The 17,937-nt window shown below is 71.2% G+C and carries 13 protein-coding genes; 5 read left to right on the top strand and 8 right to left on the bottom strand.

Annotation, left to right across the window (positions count from 1 at the left end; translation table 11 throughout):
- Positions 1–84: 84 nt before the first annotated feature.
- Positions 85–483, top strand: a complete 399-nt coding sequence (locus tag QM841_RS33480; protein ID WP_283335238.1) for a DoxX family protein — start codon at positions 85–87, stop codon at positions 481–483.
- Here the strand turns inward: QM841_RS33480 and QM841_RS33475 are convergent.
- Together QM841_RS33475 and QM841_RS33470 are read right to left on the bottom strand one after the other, a co-directional pair.
- A complete protein-coding gene (locus QM841_RS33475; RefSeq protein WP_283335236.1) occupies positions 449–3,796 on the bottom strand; it encodes an ATP-dependent helicase in 3,348 nt (1,115 codons plus the stop codon). The two genes, QM841_RS33480 and QM841_RS33475, sit on opposite strands and share 35 nt — an antisense overlap.
- A complete protein-coding gene (locus QM841_RS33470; RefSeq protein ID WP_283335235.1) occupies positions 3,793–7,089 on the bottom strand; it encodes an ATP-dependent helicase in 3,297 nt (1,098 codons plus the stop codon). The genes QM841_RS33475 and QM841_RS33470 overlap by 4 nt, the downstream gene beginning before the upstream one ends.
- 56 nt (positions 7,090–7,145) lie before the next feature.
- Here QM841_RS33470 and QM841_RS33465 point away from each other — a divergent pair, with 56 nt between their 5' ends.
- The gene (locus QM841_RS33465) at positions 7,146–7,931 is read left to right on the top strand and encodes an alpha/beta fold hydrolase (protein WP_283335274.1); all 786 of its coding nucleotides are present in this window, start codon (positions 7,146–7,148) and stop codon (positions 7,929–7,931) included.
- Positions 7,931–8,239, top strand: coding sequence for an MGMT family protein (locus QM841_RS33460; protein ID WP_009479577.1), 309 nt, complete (start codon positions 7,931–7,933; stop codon positions 8,237–8,239). Before QM841_RS33465 ends, QM841_RS33460 begins: the two co-directional genes overlap by 1 nt.
- A gap of 13 nt (positions 8,240–8,252) precedes the next feature.
- Here QM841_RS33460 and QM841_RS33455 read toward each other — a convergent pair whose 3' ends face one another.
- Positions 8,253–9,518 carry a lipase family protein gene (locus QM841_RS33455; protein ID WP_283335234.1) on the bottom strand — a complete coding sequence of 422 codons (1,266 nt, stop codon included), beginning with the start codon at positions 9,516–9,518 and terminating at the stop codon, positions 8,253–8,255.
- A gap of 138 nt (positions 9,519–9,656) precedes the next feature.
- Positions 9,657–11,102, bottom strand: a complete 1,446-nt coding sequence (yczR, locus tag QM841_RS33450; RefSeq protein WP_283335233.1) for a MocR-like transcription factor YczR — start codon at positions 11,100–11,102, stop codon at positions 9,657–9,659.
- A gap of 61 nt (positions 11,103–11,163) precedes the next feature.
- Here yczR and QM841_RS33445 point away from each other — a divergent pair, with 61 nt between their 5' ends.
- Both QM841_RS33445 and QM841_RS33440 read left to right on the top strand, forming a co-directional pair.
- A complete protein-coding gene (locus QM841_RS33445) occupies positions 11,164–11,289 on the top strand; it encodes a hypothetical protein (protein ID WP_274542819.1) in 126 nt (41 codons plus the stop codon).
- A 22-nt stretch (positions 11,290–11,311) separates the two neighbouring features.
- Positions 11,312–13,060, top strand: coding sequence for an NTP transferase domain-containing protein (locus tag QM841_RS33440; protein ID WP_283335231.1), 1,749 nt, complete (start codon positions 11,312–11,314; stop codon positions 13,058–13,060).
- Positions 13,061–13,064: 4 nt separating this feature from the next.
- Here the strand turns inward: QM841_RS33440 and QM841_RS33435 are convergent, their stop codons facing one another.
- The 4 genes from QM841_RS33435 to nirB form a co-directional block, all read right to left on the bottom strand.
- On the bottom strand, positions 13,065–13,769 hold the full coding sequence (locus QM841_RS33435) for a sirohydrochlorin chelatase (RefSeq protein WP_283335230.1): 705 nt from the start codon (positions 13,767–13,769) through the stop codon (positions 13,065–13,067).
- Positions 13,766–14,923, bottom strand: coding sequence for a uroporphyrinogen-III synthase (locus tag QM841_RS33430; RefSeq protein ID WP_283335229.1), 1,158 nt, complete (start codon positions 14,921–14,923; stop codon positions 13,766–13,768). The genes QM841_RS33435 and QM841_RS33430 overlap by 4 nt, the downstream gene beginning before the upstream one ends.
- Entirely contained in the window at positions 14,920–15,321 is a 402-nt protein-coding gene (gene nirD, locus QM841_RS33425) for a nitrite reductase small subunit NirD (RefSeq protein ID WP_283335228.1), read from the bottom strand. Before nirD ends, QM841_RS33430 begins: the two co-directional genes overlap by 4 nt.
- A gap of 81 nt (positions 15,322–15,402) precedes the next feature.
- Positions 15,403–17,913: a nitrite reductase large subunit NirB gene (gene nirB / locus QM841_RS33420; RefSeq protein WP_280781653.1), complete on the bottom strand. Its 2,511-nt coding sequence runs from the start codon at positions 17,911–17,913 to the stop codon at positions 15,403–15,405.
- Between the last annotated feature and the right edge of the window lie 24 nt (positions 17,914–17,937).

Genomic DNA, 17,937 nt, shown 5'->3' with positions numbered 1-17,937 from the left:
CTGGCAGCCTAACCCCGATTGCCCCGTCGGTGACACGTCGGAGCCTCGTTGTCGCGAACCGAGTGGTTCGGGCAAGCTGACGTCATGCAACGAGAGAGCCACACACCACGACCGAGCCAGAAGCCCGCACTCCGCCTTGCCGCGCTGCTGCTCGGCGCCGGCACGATGCACTTCGTCGCCCCCAAGTTCTTCGACTCCACGATCCCCACCCAACTTCCGGGCGAGGCCCGCACCTACACGTACGTGTCGGGGGTCACCGAGCTCGCCATCGGCACCGCGCTCGCCGTGCCGCGAACCCGCAGGCTCGGTGGCGTCCTCGCTGCTCTCCTGTTCGTCGCCGTCTTCCCCGCCAACGTCAACATGGCAGTGGACTGGCTGAAGAGCTCCAAGACGACGAATGCGCAGAAAGCCGGTGTGCTGCTGCGTCTTCCGCTGCAGATCCCGTTGGTCACCGAGTCGCTGAAGGCTCGACGTCAGGCCTGATCTCCTCGTCGGGAGAACCGGCGGAACGGAGCAGACGGGCAAGCGCGTCGGCGTCGGGCAGGTGGTCCGGCGCGATCGTCCGCCCTGTCCGCACGTAGTGGAACGCGGCGCGAACCCGCTCGATCGGAACGTCCATCAGTTCGGCCCACGCCAGCCGGTACGCGGCCAGCTGCATCACGACGGCCTTCTCGTTGGCCGCGCTCGGCTCGGCGCCGGTCTTCCAGTCGATCACCGTCCACCCGCCGTCGGGGTCGGTGAACACCGCGTCGATCCGGCCGCGCAGCACCGTGCCCGCCACCGAAGTCTCGAACGGCACCTCGACCTCGGTCGGGTTGCGGTCCGCCCAGGACGAGCGCAGAAACGCATCCTGCAGGGTCGCGAGGTCGGTGTCGGGGCCCGCATCCGTGTCGGCGGCACCGGGCAGCTCGTCGAGGTCGAGCAGCCGGGTGGCCCCGAAGCGGCGCTCCACCCAGGCGTGAAACGCGGTACCGCGCCGCGCGAGCGGATTCGGCGGGAACGGCAGCGGACGCCGCAGCCGGGCGGCCAGGGCGTCCGGGTCGGCTTCCAACTCGACGAGCTGGCTCACCGACAACTGACCGGGCAACACCACCTCGGTGCGCGCGTTCGCCCGCGCCTCCCGCTCCGCGAGAAGCGCGTCGACGTCGGCTGCCCAGTTCTCGGGATCGTCGTCCTCGCCTGCCGGTGCCGGCTCGCCGGCACTCGTCAGCGCCGCGACGACCAGCGCCGCGCCCCGCTCGACCGACTCCCGGCGGAGCCCGAGCGGATCCCGCGGCCACACAGCCGACTTGGGGGTACTCGTCAGCGGGTTCTGCTCGTCGGGTTCGGGTGCGGGCGCCCAGATGTCGACGATCCCGATTCCCTCGTGCTCCTCGTCGGTCACCGTGTCGCGCAGTTCGGTGAGGAACTCCGACGGACCCTTGGGCTCGGTTCCGGATTCTGCCCAGTGGTGACCCGACGCGAACAGCACCCGTTCGGTGCGGGTGAGTGCGACGTAGAACAGCCGGCGGTCCTCGTCGAGTTTGCGCGACGCCAGCGCCGCCTTGTGCGCCTTCACGGCCTCCTCGAGGTCTTTCCGGTCGTACAGGTTCTCGAGCTCGAGAACGGGCACGCCGTCGGCCGACTCCCCCGGCCGCGCACGGTCTCCGCGCAACGACGGCGGCAGTTCACCGACGGCACCGAGCCAGGACCCGGACGCCGTCCGCGACGGAAAGACGCCCGCCGTGAGGTGCGGTACCGCCACCACTTCCCACTCCAGCCCCTTCGCGGAGTGCACCGTCAGCACCTGGACGCGGTGCGGGTCCACCTCGACTTCGCCCGGCGCCAAACCTTTTTCGACCGATTCGGCGGCCGACAGGAACGCGAGCAGTCCGGTGACGGTGGCCGACGTGCGGCTCGCGTACCCGGCGACGACGTCGGCGAAGGCGTCGAGATGTTCACGGCCGGCACTGCCCCGCGCCGACCGACGCGTCCGGGCCTGCGCCTCGATGCCGATACCCAGAGCCCGTTCCACCTCGGCCACCAGCTCGGTGAGTGGCTGCCCGATCCGCTCACGCAGAGACGCCAACTCCGCCGCGACGGCGGTGATCCGGGCGAAGCCGACCTGCGAATAGCGTTCGGCGGGGCCGGGATCCGCGAGGGCGTCCGCCAGCCCGGCCTGCTCCGCGTGTTCACCGGGCAACGCCTGGCCGACGGCGTCGGCCAGAGCGGACGAATCGGTGACGGCGCCGGTGGTGCCGTAGCCGGTTCCGATGGCCAGTTCGGATGCTCGCCGCGACAGCGCCGTCAGGTCGGCGGCCCCGATCTGCCATCTCGCCCCGGTCAGCATCCGCACGGCGGCACTGCCCGCCATCGGGTCGGCGACCACCCGGAGCATCGCGATCACGTCGGCCACCTCGGGGGTGTGGAGCAGTCCGCCGAGCCCGACCACTTCGACCGGCAGCCCCCGGGAACGCAGGACCTCCGCGATCGGTGCGGCGTCCGCGTTGCGGCGGATCAGCACCGCGGCGGTCGGCGGATCCTCGCCCCGGCTCGTGGCGTCCGCGTACTGTTCGGCGATGCGGTCGGCCACCCATTCGCGCTCCTGCACGACGTCACCGGTGAGGGCCAGCCGCACATCACCCGGGACGGCCTGTGGTCGTGCCCGCAGCGTGCTGACCGACACGCCCCGCTCGCGCAGGGACGCCGAAGCCATGTTGGCCAGCGCCAGGGCCTCCGGCGGGTTACGCCAGCTCGTGAGCAGTTCCAGGGTCGGCGCCGGATCTCCGTTCGCCAGCGGGAAATCCGTCGCGAAGCGGGGCAGGTTGGCCGCCGAGGCACCACGCCAGCCGTAGATGGACTGCATGGGGTCGCCCACCGCGGTGAGCGCGAGTTCGCCGTCGAGGCCACCGCCGAACAGGGACGACAGCAGCACCCGCTGCGAGTGTCCCGTGTCCTGGTACTCGTCGAGCAGCACCACCCGGAAGCGGGTGCGCTCGGCGAGTCCCACCTCGGGATGGTCCGCGGCGACCCGTGCCGCCAGCGACATCTGGCTGCCGAAGTCGAGCGCACCTTCCCGGCGCAGAGTGTCCGCGAGACGGTGCACCAGTGGAAGGAGTTCCACCCGCCGGTGCTGGGTGTCGAGGATGTCGAGCAGTGCCTTTCCGGGGCCGCCGCGCTGCCGCGGTCCGGCGGGCAGGGTGTGGACGAGCTTGTCGAGCTCGGTGTGGGCCTCCCGCAGATCGTCCGGTTCGACGAGATGCTCGGCCAGTTGCCCGGACAGCGCGAGCACGGCTTCGGTGACGGACGCCGGATTCCGGTCGGTGTCGAGGTCGCCGTCCCACGAGCTGACCACCCGGTGCGCCAGCTGCCACAGTTCCGTCTCCGACAGGAGCGTCGCCGAGGGTTCGATGGGCAGCAGGAGCCCGTGCTCGGACAGCAGTCGCCCGGCGTAGGAGTGGTAGGTGCTGACTTCCGGTTCGCCCGCGAGGATCCGCGACCGCAGGTCGCCGCCCGGGTCGACCCTGCGGAGCAGGTCCGAACCCGCCAGCCGGGCAAGGCGTTTCCTGATCCGGGCGGTCAGCTGCTGCGCCGCCTTCCGGGTGAACGTCAGCCCCAGCACCGCCTCGGGGTCAACGACACCGTTGGCCACCAGCCACACGACGCGGGCCGCCATCGTCTCGGTTTTGCCCGCGCCTGCCCCCGCGACGACGAGAGTCGGGCCTAGGGGGGCCGCGATGACGGCAGCCTGCTCCGGTGTCGGTGGATGCTGCCCCAGGCCGACGGCGAGTTCCACCGGGTCGATACGGATCGTCATTCCGACGTCACCTGCCGTCCCTCGTCGTGCGCGGGGCAACTCGTGCGCACCGGGCAGTGCCGGCAACCGTCGTTGACGCGGGCGAGGAACTCCGGCCCCTTGGTGGCCGCCGCTGCCGCGTGGATGACCGCGAGCCACACCTCGAGGTCCTCGTCCTCCAGCGGTGCCTGCACCCGCTGGGTCGCGCCTTCCTTTTTGTGCGGTTTGGCGACGAAGACCAGCCGCGCCCCACCGGGTTTCGACGCCGGCTCCCCGTCGATCGCGCCGACCGCCGCCGCCACCTGGTACGCCGCCAGCTGGGCGTGCTGCTGGGCGTCGTCCTTGGTGACGGGTGAGCGGGCGGTCTTCACGTCGACGATGACGGGCCTGCCCTCGGCATCACGCTCGAGCCGATCGATCCGCCCCCGCAGCCGGATCGTCGGGGAACCCTCTTCCCGCGGTTCCAGGACGCCGTCGACTGCCACCTCGACACCGACCTCGGTGAGTTCGGACCGGGTGTTACCGAGCCAGGCGGTGAACGTGGCGAGCATGTCCCGGGTGCGGTCGAGTTCGCGCCGCGAGTACCACTGTGACCCCAGATCGATCGACTCCCAGGCAGTCTCGAGCGCGCGTGCCACCTGATCGGGCGGTATCCGCCCGGCGAGCGCCTGCACCAGCGTGTGCACGAGCGTTCCGGCGATGGCGTGAGTGTTGTCGCCGTCCGTCCCGCCGTGGCGTTCGAGCAGCCACCGCAGCGGGCACGTGTTGAGCAGGTCGATGGTGGACGGCGACAGCGACACCGGGCCGTCCTCCTCGTTCCACAACGCCACGCCGGTGCTCGGCGCGGCGGTGCCGTACCACTGGTCCGGGTGTGCACCGCGCACTCCGGCGTCGGCGAGCCGGGCGAGTTGGCGCGCCGCGCGTTCCTGCCGGGCGGGGTCGGATTCCGCTACGTCCGGATCGCAGACCACGCTGCGCAATTCGGCGACCAGGGCGGGGAGAGCGAGGACCCGGGTCGCGGGATCCTCCGCCTGCACGACCGCCTCCTCGACGTCCGAATCCTGGTCTCCGGCGAGCAGTTCGTCGACGAAACGGGAGTGGACGAGGTCGGCGTCGCCGCTGGCCGAGTCGACCGCGGTGACGAGCAGACTCCGCCGCGCCCGGCTGCACGCCACCAGGAACAGCCTGCGTTCCTCGGCCAGGAGCGGTGCGGTGCGCGACATCCGGTCGGCGGCCGTCTCGCTGCCGTCGGACACTCCGGCGGTCAGATCGATCAGCGCCTCGGTGCCGAGCAGACTTCCGCGGGCCCGCAGACTGGGCCACAGCCCTTCCTGCACACCGGCGACCGCGACGACGTCCCATTCGCGGCCGGCAGCCGAGTGGGCGCTGAGCACCGAGACGGCGTCGACCGGGACTGCGGAGACGTTCCGTGTGGTGGGAATGGCCTGCCCGGTGAGGTAGTCGACGAACCCGGCGAGCTGTGCGCGCGGGAGGCGGTCGACGTAACTCGCCGCGGCGTCGAACAGGGCGACCACGGCGTCGAGGTCGCGGTCGGCCTGGGCACCGATCGGACCCCCGCGGGCGGAGGCCGCCGACCAGCGGCGTTCGAGTCCGGTGGCCTGCCATGCCGCCCACAGCACGTCCTCGATGCCGCGCCCGCGGTCCAGGGGAACCTTCGCCTTGCGCAGCACGGACAGCACCCGGTTCAGGGATGCCGCTTCGACGTCGGTCAGCTTGGCCGTGACCCTGCGGGTGCTGTCGGTCTCGCCCACCAGCACGAGACGGAGGAGCTCCGCCGAGTCGCGGTCGCCGCCGGACGCCAGCTCGGCGCGCCGCAGACCACGGCGAAGACGCCGGAGCGCCACGGGTTCTGCGCCGCCGACCGGGCCGGCGAGCAGGGCGAGCGCGTCCTCGCCCGTGAATTCCTGACCCGACAGGGCCCGCAGCACCAGCATCAGTCCCGACACCCCGTGCTGACGGGCCAGCGGCAGCTCGGACGCCGCGGTGGTGACGGGCACACCCGCACCCAGCAGGGCGCGGCGCAGCGGCGCCAGGGCCCGTGGAACCGAGCGCACGATCACCGCCATCTCCGACCACGGCACCCCGTCGAGGAGGTGGGCGCGACGCAGGGTGTCGGCGATGAGCGCGGCCTCTTTCGCCGCCGTGCTCAGCACCCGGACCGACGTCCGGCCACCGTCCTGCGCGGGGCTCCAGATCCGATGCGGCAGGTGTCCTGGTAGCCGGGACGTGATCCGGGCCGCCGTGGTCGCGACCTCCGCCGAACTGCGAAAGTTGACCGGCAGCAACACCTGCCGGGGATCGCCCTTGTCGGCCAGCTCGGCGAGGAATGTCGGGTCGGCTCCGCGAAAGCCGTAGATCGACTGGTCCGGGTCGCCGGCGACGACCGTGGTGCGGGTACCGGTGCCGAGGAGCCGGACGAGTTCCGCGGCCTGCGGATCGAGGTGCTGGGCGTCGTCGACGAGCAGGTGCCGCACCCGGGCCCGCTCGGTGCGCAGCAGGTCGGGGTCGGTGGCGAACGCGGTGAGGGCCGCGCCGATGAGTTCGGCGGCGTCGAGTGCGGGCGCCGTGGCCTCGGGGGCCTCGACACCGACGGCTCCGCGCAGCAGCATGCCGTGCTCGTACCGGGCGGCGAACATCCCCGCCGCCACCCACTCGGGACGGGAGTGCCGCTGGCCCAGCTTGATCAGGTCTTCCGGGCCGAGACCGCGCTCGCTCGAGCGCAGCATGAGGTCGCGTAGTTCGACGGCGAAGCCGCCCAGCGCCAGTGCGGGACGCAGACGTTCGGGCCACATCTCGCCGCCGTCCGCGATGTCGCCGTGCAGCATCTCGCGCAGCACCGCGTCCTGTTCGGCGCCGGTGATGAGCCGCGGGGGTGGATTTCCGTGGGCGGCGGCCTGCAGTCTCAGCACCGCGAAGGCGTAGGAGTGGACGGTGCGGACGAGCGGTTCGCGCGTGGCGCGGGGGCCGTGATGTTCGTCGTGGCCGATGAGGGCGGCGGTGACCGCTTCGCGCACCCGCCCCGCCGCTCGCTTCGACTGCGTCAGGACGAGCACCGACTCCGGGTCCTCGCCGCCGGCGATCCGGTCCACCGCGACGTCGACGAGAAGCGACGTCTTGCCCGTTCCCGGGCCGCCGAGCACCTGCCAGGGATTCCAGCCCAGGCCGAGGGGCGTTGCGGTGAGGACCCGCTGCGTGGCGTCGTCCCACACCCGGGCCTCGCGGACCGGGTTCTGGCGGTGCACGAGCCGGGCACGGGGAACCGACGTCCTGGTGCGCACCGCCGATTCCGTCATGGATGGCATTCCACCAGAGCGGTCCGACATCCCGTGCGGCGACCCGATCCGGCATCATGGGTCACGTGTCAGCACTGAATACGTACCTGTTCGGCGCCGAGGACGGCACGGAGATCCTCGCCCTGCACGGACTCACCGGTCACGGCAGACGGTGGGAGGCGCTGGCCACCGACCACCTGCCGGACGCCCGCTGGATCTCCCCCGACCTGCTCGGCCACGGCCGCTCCACGTGGTCGCCGCCGTGGAATCTCGAGGCCCACGTCAGGAGTCTCGTCGACACGCTCGACGCACACGCCCGGGGACCCGTGCTGGTCGTGGGTCACTCGTTCGGGTGCGCCCTGGCACTGCACCTGTCGCGGGCCGTCCCCGACCGCGTCCGGGGACTCGTGCTGCTCGATCCCGCGATCGGGCTCGATGCCGAGCTGATGCAATCGGTGGCGGATCTCACCATCTCCTCCCCCGACTACACCGACGTCGCGGAGGCCCGGTCCGAGAAGGTGCACGGCTCGTGGGGCGAAGTGGCCCGCGACGTCCTCGAGAACGAGATCGCCGAACACCTGGTGCCGCTGGCGAACGGCCGGGTCAACTGGCGGCTGTCCACCCCCGCCGTCGTCACGGCCTGGGGCGAGCTCGCACGCGAGGCCGTCCTGCCGCCCGCGCACCTGCCGACCGTCCTCGTGCAGGCGTCGAAGGTGCAGCCGCCGTACGTCACACCCGAGTTCCGCAAGGCTCTCACCGACCATCTGGGCGACAACCTCACCGCCGTCGACCTCGACTGCGATCACATGGTGCCGCAGGCCCGGCCCGACGAGGTCGCCGAGCTCGTCCGCACACTCCTCTGATGGTCGCGACGACGGAGGAACAGGTCGAGGCGGTCCGCGCGCTGGTCGCGTCGATTCCACCCGGCCGGGTGGCCACGTACGGCGACATCGCCTCGGCGGCAGGGCTGTCCAGTGCGCGGACGGTCGGCTGGATCATGCGCACCGACTCCGCCGACCTCCCCTGGCACCGGGTGCTGGGCGCGTCGGGACGACCGGCGCCGCACCTCGCGCACCGGCAGATCGCGAAGCTCGAACTCGAGGGTGTTCCCATCCGGGACGGCCGCGTGGATCTCGCGGCGGCCCGGCACCGGTTCGATCGGTCCGGCTGACGTCCCGCCCGCCTCAGCAGGTGCTCGGCGCGGGATCACCGCGGAACCGGGCGTCCATCCAGTCCAGCCCCTGCGGCAGTCCCAGCGCCGCCGCCGACAGGTGGTCGGGGGTCGGAGTGAGCAGCGTCTGCACCGGTGTGCCCGCGTCGCAGTACCGCCGCAGGGTGGTGTCGATCGAATCGACCGGGATCAGTGCGTCCGTCGGGCTGTGCCATTCGAAGATCGGCGTGGTGGGCACGCCCGCATACAGCTCCAGACTGTTCTCCTCCATCACCTTCCACGCTTCCGGATCGTCCATGAAGTTCTTGTTGTCGGTCATCTGTGACGCGCTGCGCCCGAGTCCGAACAGCATGATCTCGTTGGTGCATCCGTTGCCGATCATCTGCTTCATCCAGCGGCCCTGATCGTTGAGCTGGCCGCTGACGTCGATGCGGTCCGGGTATTCGCGTTCCAGGCCCAGTGCGGCGGCCATCGCGAGACCGAACGCGGGGTGCGGGTTGGTGCCGAGTGCCTCCGCCATCTTCACCAGGTTCATCGGGGTTCCGCCCTCGGCGGCGCCGACGATGTTCAGTTCGGGGGCGTAGCTCGGCGCCAGCGCCGCCGCCCAGGCCGTGGCCATGCCGCCGCCGGAGTATCCGCCCAGTCCGACCTTGCTGTTCTGCACCTGCAGTTCCGGGACCCGTTGCACGGCGCGGATGCCATCGAGGGTGATCTGGCCACCGAGCTTCGCTGCGCCGTACGCCATCCTCGGTCCGAGATGGTCGGGCAGCGCCACTGCCCACCCGCGCGCGAGTGCGATGTTGAGTCCCGCAGCCTCGCGGATCTGGTGCAGGGGGTCGGTGGTGTAGAGCTCGGTGACGATCTTGCACTTGTTGCCCAGCGAATTGATGATGTGCTGGTACGACACCAGCGGTCCGTCCGGGACGTGGTTCGGGGGCAGCACGTACGTGGTGTTCGCCGCGATCGGCTTGCCCTCGGAGTCGGTGGTCCGGAACAGCAGCTCCCACATCGCGCTGCCGGGGAAGTAGTACGACGGCGGCAGCTGCCGGATCTTCAGGACCTCGCCCGGTGCATGGTCGGCGACGTCCGCGGGCTGGAGGTAGAAGGGGTCGGGGTCGGCGACGGGGAAGATCGCGTCGGCAGCGGGTGCGGACAGCAAGGGGGGCAACGGCAACGGTGGTTGCGCCGAGGAGGTGCCTGCGCCCACGAGGGCGGCAGTCAGCGCGAGGACCGAGCCGAGTACAGCGGCGCCGAAGGATCTGCGGAACAACGAGCCCATGACATACCCCAATTCAGCGAGCGGTCGACGGCATCACTATGCCAGAGCGTCGATAAAGATCAGCCCCTTTCCCGGTACCGAACTGGTCTCTGACCGATACTTCGATTCACAGGTACTTTCACGCCGGACACCCGCGCGTCACACGACGAGCGTCGGCGCCGCGGACATCGACGCGTCGCCGGACACGACCAGGGTGGCAAGGATATTCACGGCTGCGGTCAGCTCGGACACCGGCCGCGTGAAGGGCAACCGCTGGTGGTCGTCGAACAGATGGCCGGTACCGAACCGGGGCCCGGGAGCCAGGAGCAAGCCCCTCGACCGGGCCGCGGCGACGAGTTCCGTCGAACTCGTTCCGGCCGGGAGCGCGCACCACAGGGACAGCCCCCCGGCGGGCAGCACGTAGTTCCACCCGGGCAACCGATCGTCGACAGCCGCCGCGAGCGCGTCCCGCTGCACCCGGAGGTCCCGGCGCCGCTGCGCGACCAGACGGTCGTGCCGGGCGAACAAGCGGACGGCCGCAAGCTGATCCAGCACCGAGACCGACAATTGCCTGCGTGCCATGATCTTGGCCATCTGTGCGGTGCGGGCGGCCTCGGCACGCACCCAGCCGATGCGGATACCTCCCCACACGGTTTTGCTGAGGCTGCCGATCGCCACAGCCGCCGATTCCGGGACCGGGACGCCGAACGGCTCGTGGTCGTCCGAACCGTCCAGCACGAGTTCCGCCGCCACCTCGTCCACGACGGTCACCACGCCGTGGCGCGCCAGGGTCGCGGCCAGTCGCCGCCTGCCCTCGGGGGTCGCCCTGGCTCCCGAGGGATTGGAGAAGTCCGGCATCAGGTACGCCACCGTCGGGGCGCTCTGCCGCGCGGCCCGGTCGACCTCGGCGACGAACGCGTCCGGGTCGGTCGCATCGATCGCCACCGGAACGGGTCGGCCGCCGGCCGCCTGCACGGACTCGACCGCCCCGGGATAGGTCGGGTGTTCGACCAGGACGCGGTCGCCCGCCTCGACCAGAGCCTCGAAGACCACTTCGGTGGCATCACCTGCGCCACCCGTGACGAGGATCTGATCCGGGGTGGTCGGGCGACCCCTGCGGGTGTAGTGGCCTGCTATCGCCGCCCGGAGCGTCGTCAGTCCGCCGGGGTGGTATCCGTGCTGGGACATGAAGCGGGGCAACTCGTCGACGGCGTCCAGGTAGGCCTCCCTGAGTTCGGGGGCCGCCGCCGGCGCGGCATTGACGAGGTCGATGACACCGTCCACCGGCGCGCCCACCATGCTTCCCCACGCCGGCGGTCCCGACGGCATCGCCACGAAGGTTCCCGATCCGTGTCGCGCCGACGCCCAACCGGACTCGCGGAGTTCGCGATACGCGGCACTGACCGTCACCCGGCTGAGCCGGAGCTCCTCCGCGAGGGCCCGTTCGGCGGGCAGCCGGACTCCCACGGCCATCGACCCGTCCGCCACTCTCTCGCGGAGGGCGTCGGCGAGCCCGCGGTACAGCGGTTGCCCGCCGGTGGGCGCCGCACCGAGCAGCACCGCCAACTCGGTCGCCGAGACGCTTCGGACTGGTTCGACACTCATATAGGCCACTTTCCCACAGAGGACTGGAATTCGCGGTCCACTTTGCCCCGACAATCGATACATGCTGGTAATTGGAATCCTCTTGGCCCTCAGCCTGGCGTCGGTGGCCTGGCTCTGCGTCAGCACGGCGCGCGGCGGACGGTCCGGGCTCGCCGGACCTCCGCGCAGCCACCTGCACAGCGACTGAGGATGTGCGGCAGCATGAGGGAATGAACTCTGCCGCACCCGTTCACGCGATCGTCCTCGCCGGTGGACGAGCCACTCGGATGGGCGGCGTCGACAAGCCGGCCGTGGTGGTCGGCGGACGCCGGATGCTCGACACCGCCCTCGACGCCGTCGACGACTGTGAGCGCATCGTCGTCGTGGGACCTCGGCGCGCCGACCTCGATTCGACGGTGCTCCAGACGCAGGAGACGCCACCGGGCGCCGGGCCGGTCGCGGGGGTGGCCGCCGGACTCGCCGTGCTCGACGCCGAACCGGACGACCGGGTGATTCTGCTCGCGTCGGACCTGCCGTTCGCGGAGCCCACGATGGTGGAGGCCCTCGCCGCCGCCGTGCAGGACGCCGACACCGTGTTCGCGGTCGACGAGTCGGGCCGCCTGCAGTTCCTGTTGTCCGCGTGGCGTGTCGGTGCGTTGACCGACGGCGTGCGCGCGCTCGGGTCGGCGGTCAATCAGCCGATGAAGGCGCTCGTTCCGGACGCGTTCGCGACGGTTCTGTTCCGCGGCGTCACCGATTGCGACACATCGGAGGACGTCGAGCGGGCCCGGAGCAGGGCCGCGGCGGCGCCCGTCACGATCGCCGAGGCCCGGGAGGCGATCCTGACTGCTGTCCCCCCGCTCCAGCCGCGGTCCGCGGCGCTCGGCACGGCGCTCGGCGCCACCCTCGCCGAGCCGCTGCTCGCCGCCGAAGCTCTCCCGCGCATCGCCGTCTCCGCCATGGACGGATACGCCGTCGCAGGCGACGGTCCGTGGGTGCTGCGCGACGACATCCGGTACGCGGGGAGCTCCGAGGAACTCGAGCTGGCGGAGGGCGAGGCGGCCCGGATCGCGACGGGTGCGCACCTCCCCAGTGGCGCCACCGCCGTCGTGCGGGACGAATTCGCCGTGGCGACAGACACCTCCGTGGGGCCGCGACTGTCCCGCCGGGAGGACGCCCCCGTGCGCGACGACGCGCGGCGGCGTGGCGAGGACTGGCACGAGGGGTACCGGCTCGCGGCGGAGGGCACGACCGTCACGCCCGCCCTCGTCTCCGCCGCCGCGAGCGCGGAGGTGACCACCGCGGGGGTCCGCGGACCAGTCCGCGCGCACGTGGTGGTGACGGGGGACGAGATCCGGCGGGACGGTCCGCTGCGACACGGGCAGACGCGGGATGCGCTGGGACCCGTTCTCCCCCAGTTCCTCTCGTGGTGCGGCATCCGGACGGTCGCGGACGCCCACCTGCGCGACACGTCCGACAGCTTCGACGAACTGTTCCGGGAAGTCCGCCAGCCGGATCTGATCGTGATCGTCGGGGCCACCGGCGGCGGCGCGGCCGACCAGTTGCGTGCGGCGCTCGACCGGGCGGAGGCCCGGACCGTGGTGGGGCGGGTGCGGTGCCGCCCGGGCGGTTCGCAGGTGACCGCGCTGCTGCCCGACGGGCGGGTGGTGCTCGGGTTGCCCGGGAATCCGTACGCCGCGGTCGTGACGCTCCTGACCACGGTTCCGTCCATCGCGGCCGCACTCACGGGCCGCACCCCGGCACCGCGTCAGCTGGTGCGTATTGCGAATGCGTCCGAGGTCAGTGGCGACGCCACCCGGATCCTGCCCGCGGTCCCGCAACCGGATGGCACGTGGCGCGTCGACCCCGGCATCCGCACCGCGCATCTCGCGGGCCTGATCGACCGCGAAGCGCTGGCGCTGGTACCGGCGGGCGCGGCCGACGGTGAGCTGGCCGAGCTGGTGCCGCTACCGCGCTGACGGGTCAGCGCTGGAACGACAGGGTGTGCAGCGCGGCCGGAATTCCGCTGCGGTAGCGCTCCGCCACGAGGTCGACGAGGGCCGGATCGACACCGAGCGGCTCGGCCACTCCGTCCGCACCGGCATCGGCGAGGCGCGCGTGGAACAGTCCGTGGGCCAGGAGATACGACGCGACGAACACGCGCTTCTCGCCGCTCGCACGCAATCCGGCCACCACGTCGGGGACGCGCGGCTGCGCTGTCGCCACGTAGCCGATCCGGACCCGCGACGCGACGAGCTCCGACAGCAACGCCGCGGCGCGCCGGACGTCGCGCAGGGCCCGCGGGTCGGACGAGCCGGCCGCGGCGAGCACGACCGCGTCGCCGGGCCGCCAGCCCGCGTCGACGAGGCGCCGCAGCAGGACCTCCGCGAGAACGGGGTCCGGTCCCAGCGCCCGGGTCACGGCCACCGAGGGGTGACCACTGTCCGCGACTTCCCGCGGAACATCGGTGTGGACGTGGTAGCCGGACGCGAGGAACGCCGGGACCACGACGGCGGGCCCGGTGATGTCGCGGAGCACCTCGGCCGGTGAGGGCCCGAGAACGTCCACGAAGGACACCCGGGTGGGTCCGACCTGCTCGGCGACGGCGTCGGCGAGCGCGGCGATCATCTCCACGCCCCGGGGACTCCGCGTGCCGTGTGCCACCAGTACCAGTGCTGTCTCGTTCATTGCTGTCCCTCCTCACGTGAATCGACGCAGTCGACGGGGTCGAGAGCGAGGCGGTATCCCCGCTTGACCACCGTCTGGACGGCTTTCGGTGCGCCCAGGGACGCCCGCAGCCTCGCCACGGCCGTCTCCACGGCGTGGGTGTCGCCACCACCACCGGGCAGCGCCGCGAGCAGTTCGTCCCGGGGTACGACCCGGCCGGGCCGGGCGCCGAGCGTGCGCAACAGCGACATCGCGGCGGGGGGCAGCTGCCGCACCTCGCCGTCGACGACGACGCAGCCGCCGCGGATGCTCAGTTCGTGTCCGGCGGTCTGGATCTTGTTCGCCCGCCTCGGAAGTTCGTCGGCGATGTGCCGCGCGAGGGCACCCAGCCGCGAGCGCGCCGGCGTCGTCGTCGGCACCTCGAGTTCGCGCAGCGGTCCCGCGGTCACCGGCCCCACACAGGCCGCGAGGACTCGGTGCCGGAACGAGTGCAGCACCATCTCGATCATTCCGGTCTCCTTGGCGCGGGTCAGCAGCGAGGCGACCGCCGGTGCGCTGGTGAAGCTGACCGCGTCGAGGCCGCCGGAGGCGATCAGTTCGATCATCCGGTCCATCGGGGCCTGGTCCTCGAGCGGTGTCCACCGGTAGACGGGGACGGCGATCACGTCGGCGCCCGCGCAGCGGAGCACCTCGCAGAAGTCCGCGACGGGCTCCCATTCCGTGGTGGCACCGTGCAGCTGGACCGCGATGCGCTTGCCTTCGACGCCCTCACCGAGCAGGTGATCGAGCACCTCGGCCGACGACTCCGAGGCGGGTGACCACTCTTCCCGCAGGTCCGCGGCCCGGATCGCGCCCTTCGCCTTGGGTCCGCGGGCCAGCAGGCGGCTCGACGCCAGTGCGCGGCCCAGCTCCTCCGCTTCGCCCCAGCCGTCCGCGGCCTCCATCCAGCCGCGGAAGCCGATCCCCGTCGTCGCGACGACGATCTCCGGCGGGTTGTCGATGATCTGGCGCGTGACGCGCTCGAGTTCCGTGTCGTCGGCCAGCGGGATGATGCGGATGGCCGGGGCGTGCACCACGGTGGCACCGCGCCGCGTCAGCAGCGTGGCGAATTCTTCCGCACGCCGGGACGCCGTGATTCCGATCGTGAATCCGCACAGCGGCGTGTCGTCGTTCACGCGTTCGTGCTGTGAACCTGGACGACGCCGGCCCACACCCGCACGTCGTACACGGGCAACCACACCGACTCGTCGTCGAGGCAGCGACCGTCGACCAGCGAGAACACCTGCTTGAGCAGCGGCGACGCCACGGTGGGCTCGCCGGCCCGGTCACCAACGAGGCCGCGGGACATCACGGCCGCGCGCCCGAACGGGTCGATGTTGCCCACGGCGCGCAGCGTTCCGTCCTCGAGCAGGAACAGTGCCACCTGCTCCCCGCCTCGCAGCAGTACCGCCACCCCGAGACCGGGAATCAGCTGGCTGAGCGGGCACGCGGACGTCCATTCGAGACGGCCTGACTGGACGCTTTCACGCCTGATTCCACTGGCACTGTGCACGTTCATGTCGACGACGGTCATCACAGTCCTCCTTCGGGCTGGTGTGTATCCGTGCTTGGATACATCGTTCGGGGTCGGTGTTTCCGCAGCGTTAAGCGGGGATTACTCCGGTGTAGAAGCTGCGAATTTCGGCATTCCCATCAACACGGGGACCTTTCGGACGCCCGTGTCGTCGAACGAGACGGTCGGATCGGCTTCCTCGGGCGCATTGACGAACGACACGAACCGCGACAGCTTCTCCGGGTCCTCGAGCACGCCCGCCCACTCGTCCTTGTATCCCAGAACGTGCTTGGCCATGGCCGCCTCGAGGTCGGCGGCGATGCCCAGGCTGTCCTCGCACACCACGGCCTTGAGGTGGTCGAGCCCGCCTTCGAGGGAGTCGACCCACGGCGCGGTGCGCTGAAGACGATCCGCGGTGCGGATGTAGAACATGAGGTACCGGTCGATGTAGCGGACCAGGGTCTCGTCGTCGAGCCCACCGGCGAGCAGCTGGGCGTGCTTCGGGGACTGGCCGCCGTTGCCGCCGACGTACAGGTTCCAGCCGTTCTCGGTGGCGATGACGCCGACGTCCTTGCCGCGTGCCTCGGCGCATTCGCGGGCGCAACCCGAGACACCGAACTTGAGCTTGTGCGGGGACCGCAGGCCCCGGTACCGGTTCTCCAGGTCGACCGCCATGCCGACGGAGTCCTGCACGCCGTACCGGCACCAGGTGGATCCGACGCAGCTCTTCACGGTGCGCAGCGACTTGCCGTAGGCCTGACCGGACTCCATGCCCGCGTCGACGAGTCGCTTCCAGATCGCGGGCAGCTGTTCGACGCGGGCGCCGAACAGGTCGATGCGCTGACCGCCGGTGACCTTGGTGTAGAGGCCGAAGTCGCGGGCCACCTCGCCGATGACGATGAGCTGTTCGGGCGTGCATTCGCCGCCGGGCATCCGCGGCACCACCGAGTAGGTGCCGTTCTTCTGGATGTTGGCGAGGAAGTGGTCGTTCGTGTCCTGCAGGCCCGCCTGGTTGCGGTGCAGGATGTGATCCGAGTCGGTGGACGCCAGGATCGATGCGACGACGGGCTTGCAGATGTCGCAGCCCGACCCCTTCCCGTACTTCGAGATGAGCGCGGAGAACGTGCGCGTGTCGGTGGCCTGCACGATCTCGAACAGTTCGGCGCGGGACTGCTCGAAGTGCTCGCACAGCGCCTTGGACATCACCACGCCGGACGACGCGAGGAGCTGCTTGATCGTCGGCAGGCAGCCGCCGCACGTCGTTCCGGCGTTGGTGCAGCTCTTGACCTGCGCGATGTCGCAGGCACCGTCGGCGATGGCCCCGCAGATGGAACCCTTGGTGACGCCGTTGCAGGAGCACACCTCGGCGTCGTCGGGCAGGGAGCCGGCGCCGGGCTTCTCCCCCGCCGGCGAGATGAGCGAGGCCGGATCGCCCGGCAGTTCACGGCCGACGAGCGGGCGCAGCGACGCGTATGCGGACGCGTCGCCGACGAGGATGCCGCCGAGCAGCGTCTTCGCGTCGTCGGACACCACCAGCTTGGCGTAGGTGCCCTTGGCGGCGTCGCTGAGGACCACCTCCAGGGCGCCGGGGGTCTGAGCGTGCGCGTCGCCGAAGCTGGCGACGTCCACACCCATCAGCTTGAGCTTGGTGGACAGGTCGGCGCCCGGGAACTCCGCCGCCCCGCCGAGCAACCGGTCCGCGACGATCTCCGCGGTGGTGTAGCCGGGTGCGACGAGGCCGTAGCACCGTCCCTCCACCGCGGCGCACTCGCCGACCGCGTAGATGTTCTCGTCCGACGTGCGGCAGCCGAGGTCCGTGATAATCCCGCCCCGCTCGCCGACCTCGAGTCCGGCGTCGCGGGCCAGCTGGTCCTGCGGCCGCACACCCGCGGAGAACACCAGCAGCGCGGCCTCGATCACCGAACCGTCGGACAGTTCGACGCTGATCCCGTCCGGACCCTCGGTGATGCCTGCGGTGCCGACACCCGTGTGGACGGTGAGACCCAGGTCGGTGACCAGGTTGGCGAGCAGCGCTCCACCGCCCTCGTCCACCTGCAGGGGCATCAGCCGGGGTGCGAACTCGACGACGTGCGGTGTCATGCCCATCAATTTGAGGGCGTTCGCGGCCTCGAGTCCGAGCAGACCACCGCCGACGACGACACCGACGGCGCCGGGACCGGCCGCGTCGGCCCGCTTCCGGATGCCGTCGAGGTCGTCGAGCGTGCGGTAGACGAAGCACTCCGGCCGGTCGTGCCCGGGGATCGGCGGCACGAACGGGTACGAACCGGTGGCCATCACGAGAGCGTCGTACGCGACGACCTCGCCCGAATCGGTGGTGACCTTGCGGGACTCCCGATCGATGGTCGCGGCCCGGCGGCCGATCCGGAGATCGACGAGAGCGTCGTCCGGGTAGTCGTTGCCCGCGAGCGCAAGCTCCTTGGGGTCCCACGCCCCCACGTAGGAGGACAGTCCCACCCGGTCGTACGCGGGGAGGGGCTCCTCGCAGAGCACCGTCACCGACCAGTCGTCCGACTCGTCGCGCGCACGCAACGCCTCGACGAATCGATGTCCGACCATTCCGTGTCCGATGACCACTGCTGACTTGCGGCTCATGCCGTCGCTCCTTCTAGCTGAATT

Origin of the sequence: Rhodococcus sp. IEGM 1307 (assembly GCF_030056915.1) — a bacterium.
Lineage (GTDB): Bacteria > Actinomycetota > Actinomycetes > Mycobacteriales > Mycobacteriaceae > Rhodococcus_F > Rhodococcus_F opacus_D.
The sequence above is the reverse complement of the archived record's forward strand: the minus strand, read 5'-3'. Positions and strand labels throughout refer to the sequence as shown.

Excerpts from the sequence above, each read along its gene's own strand:
- QM841_RS33480 (WP_283335238.1), top strand. The coding sequence starts at position 85 with ATGCAACGAGAGAGCCACACACCACGACCGAGCCAGAAGCCCGCACTC.
- QM841_RS33475 (WP_283335236.1), bottom strand. The coding sequence starts at position 3,796 with ATGACGATCCGTATCGACCCGGTGGAACTCGCCGTCGGCCTGGGGCAG.
- QM841_RS33470 (WP_283335235.1), bottom strand. The coding sequence starts at position 7,089 with ATGACGGAATCGGCGGTGCGCACCAGGACGTCGGTTCCCCGTGCCCGG.
- QM841_RS33465 (WP_283335274.1), top strand. The coding sequence starts at position 7,146 with ATGGGTCACGTGTCAGCACTGAATACGTACCTGTTCGGCGCCGAGGAC.
- QM841_RS33460 (WP_009479577.1), top strand. The coding sequence starts at position 7,931 with ATGGTCGCGACGACGGAGGAACAGGTCGAGGCGGTCCGCGCGCTGGTC.
- QM841_RS33455 (WP_283335234.1), bottom strand. The coding sequence starts at position 9,518 with ATGGGCTCGTTGTTCCGCAGATCCTTCGGCGCCGCTGTACTCGGCTCG.
- yczR (WP_283335233.1), bottom strand. The coding sequence starts at position 11,102 with ATGAGTGTCGAACCAGTCCGAAGCGTCTCGGCGACCGAGTTGGCGGTG.
- QM841_RS33445 (WP_274542819.1), top strand. The coding sequence starts at position 11,164 with ATGCTGGTAATTGGAATCCTCTTGGCCCTCAGCCTGGCGTCGGTGGCC.
- QM841_RS33440 (WP_283335231.1), top strand. The coding sequence starts at position 11,312 with ATGAACTCTGCCGCACCCGTTCACGCGATCGTCCTCGCCGGTGGACGA.
- QM841_RS33435 (WP_283335230.1), bottom strand. The coding sequence starts at position 13,769 with ATGAACGAGACAGCACTGGTACTGGTGGCACACGGCACGCGGAGTCCC.
- nirD (WP_283335228.1), bottom strand. The coding sequence starts at position 15,321 with ATGACCGTCGTCGACATGAACGTGCACAGTGCCAGTGGAATCAGGCGT.
- nirB (WP_280781653.1), bottom strand. The coding sequence starts at position 17,913 with ATGAGCCGCAAGTCAGCAGTGGTCATCGGACACGGAATGGTCGGACAT.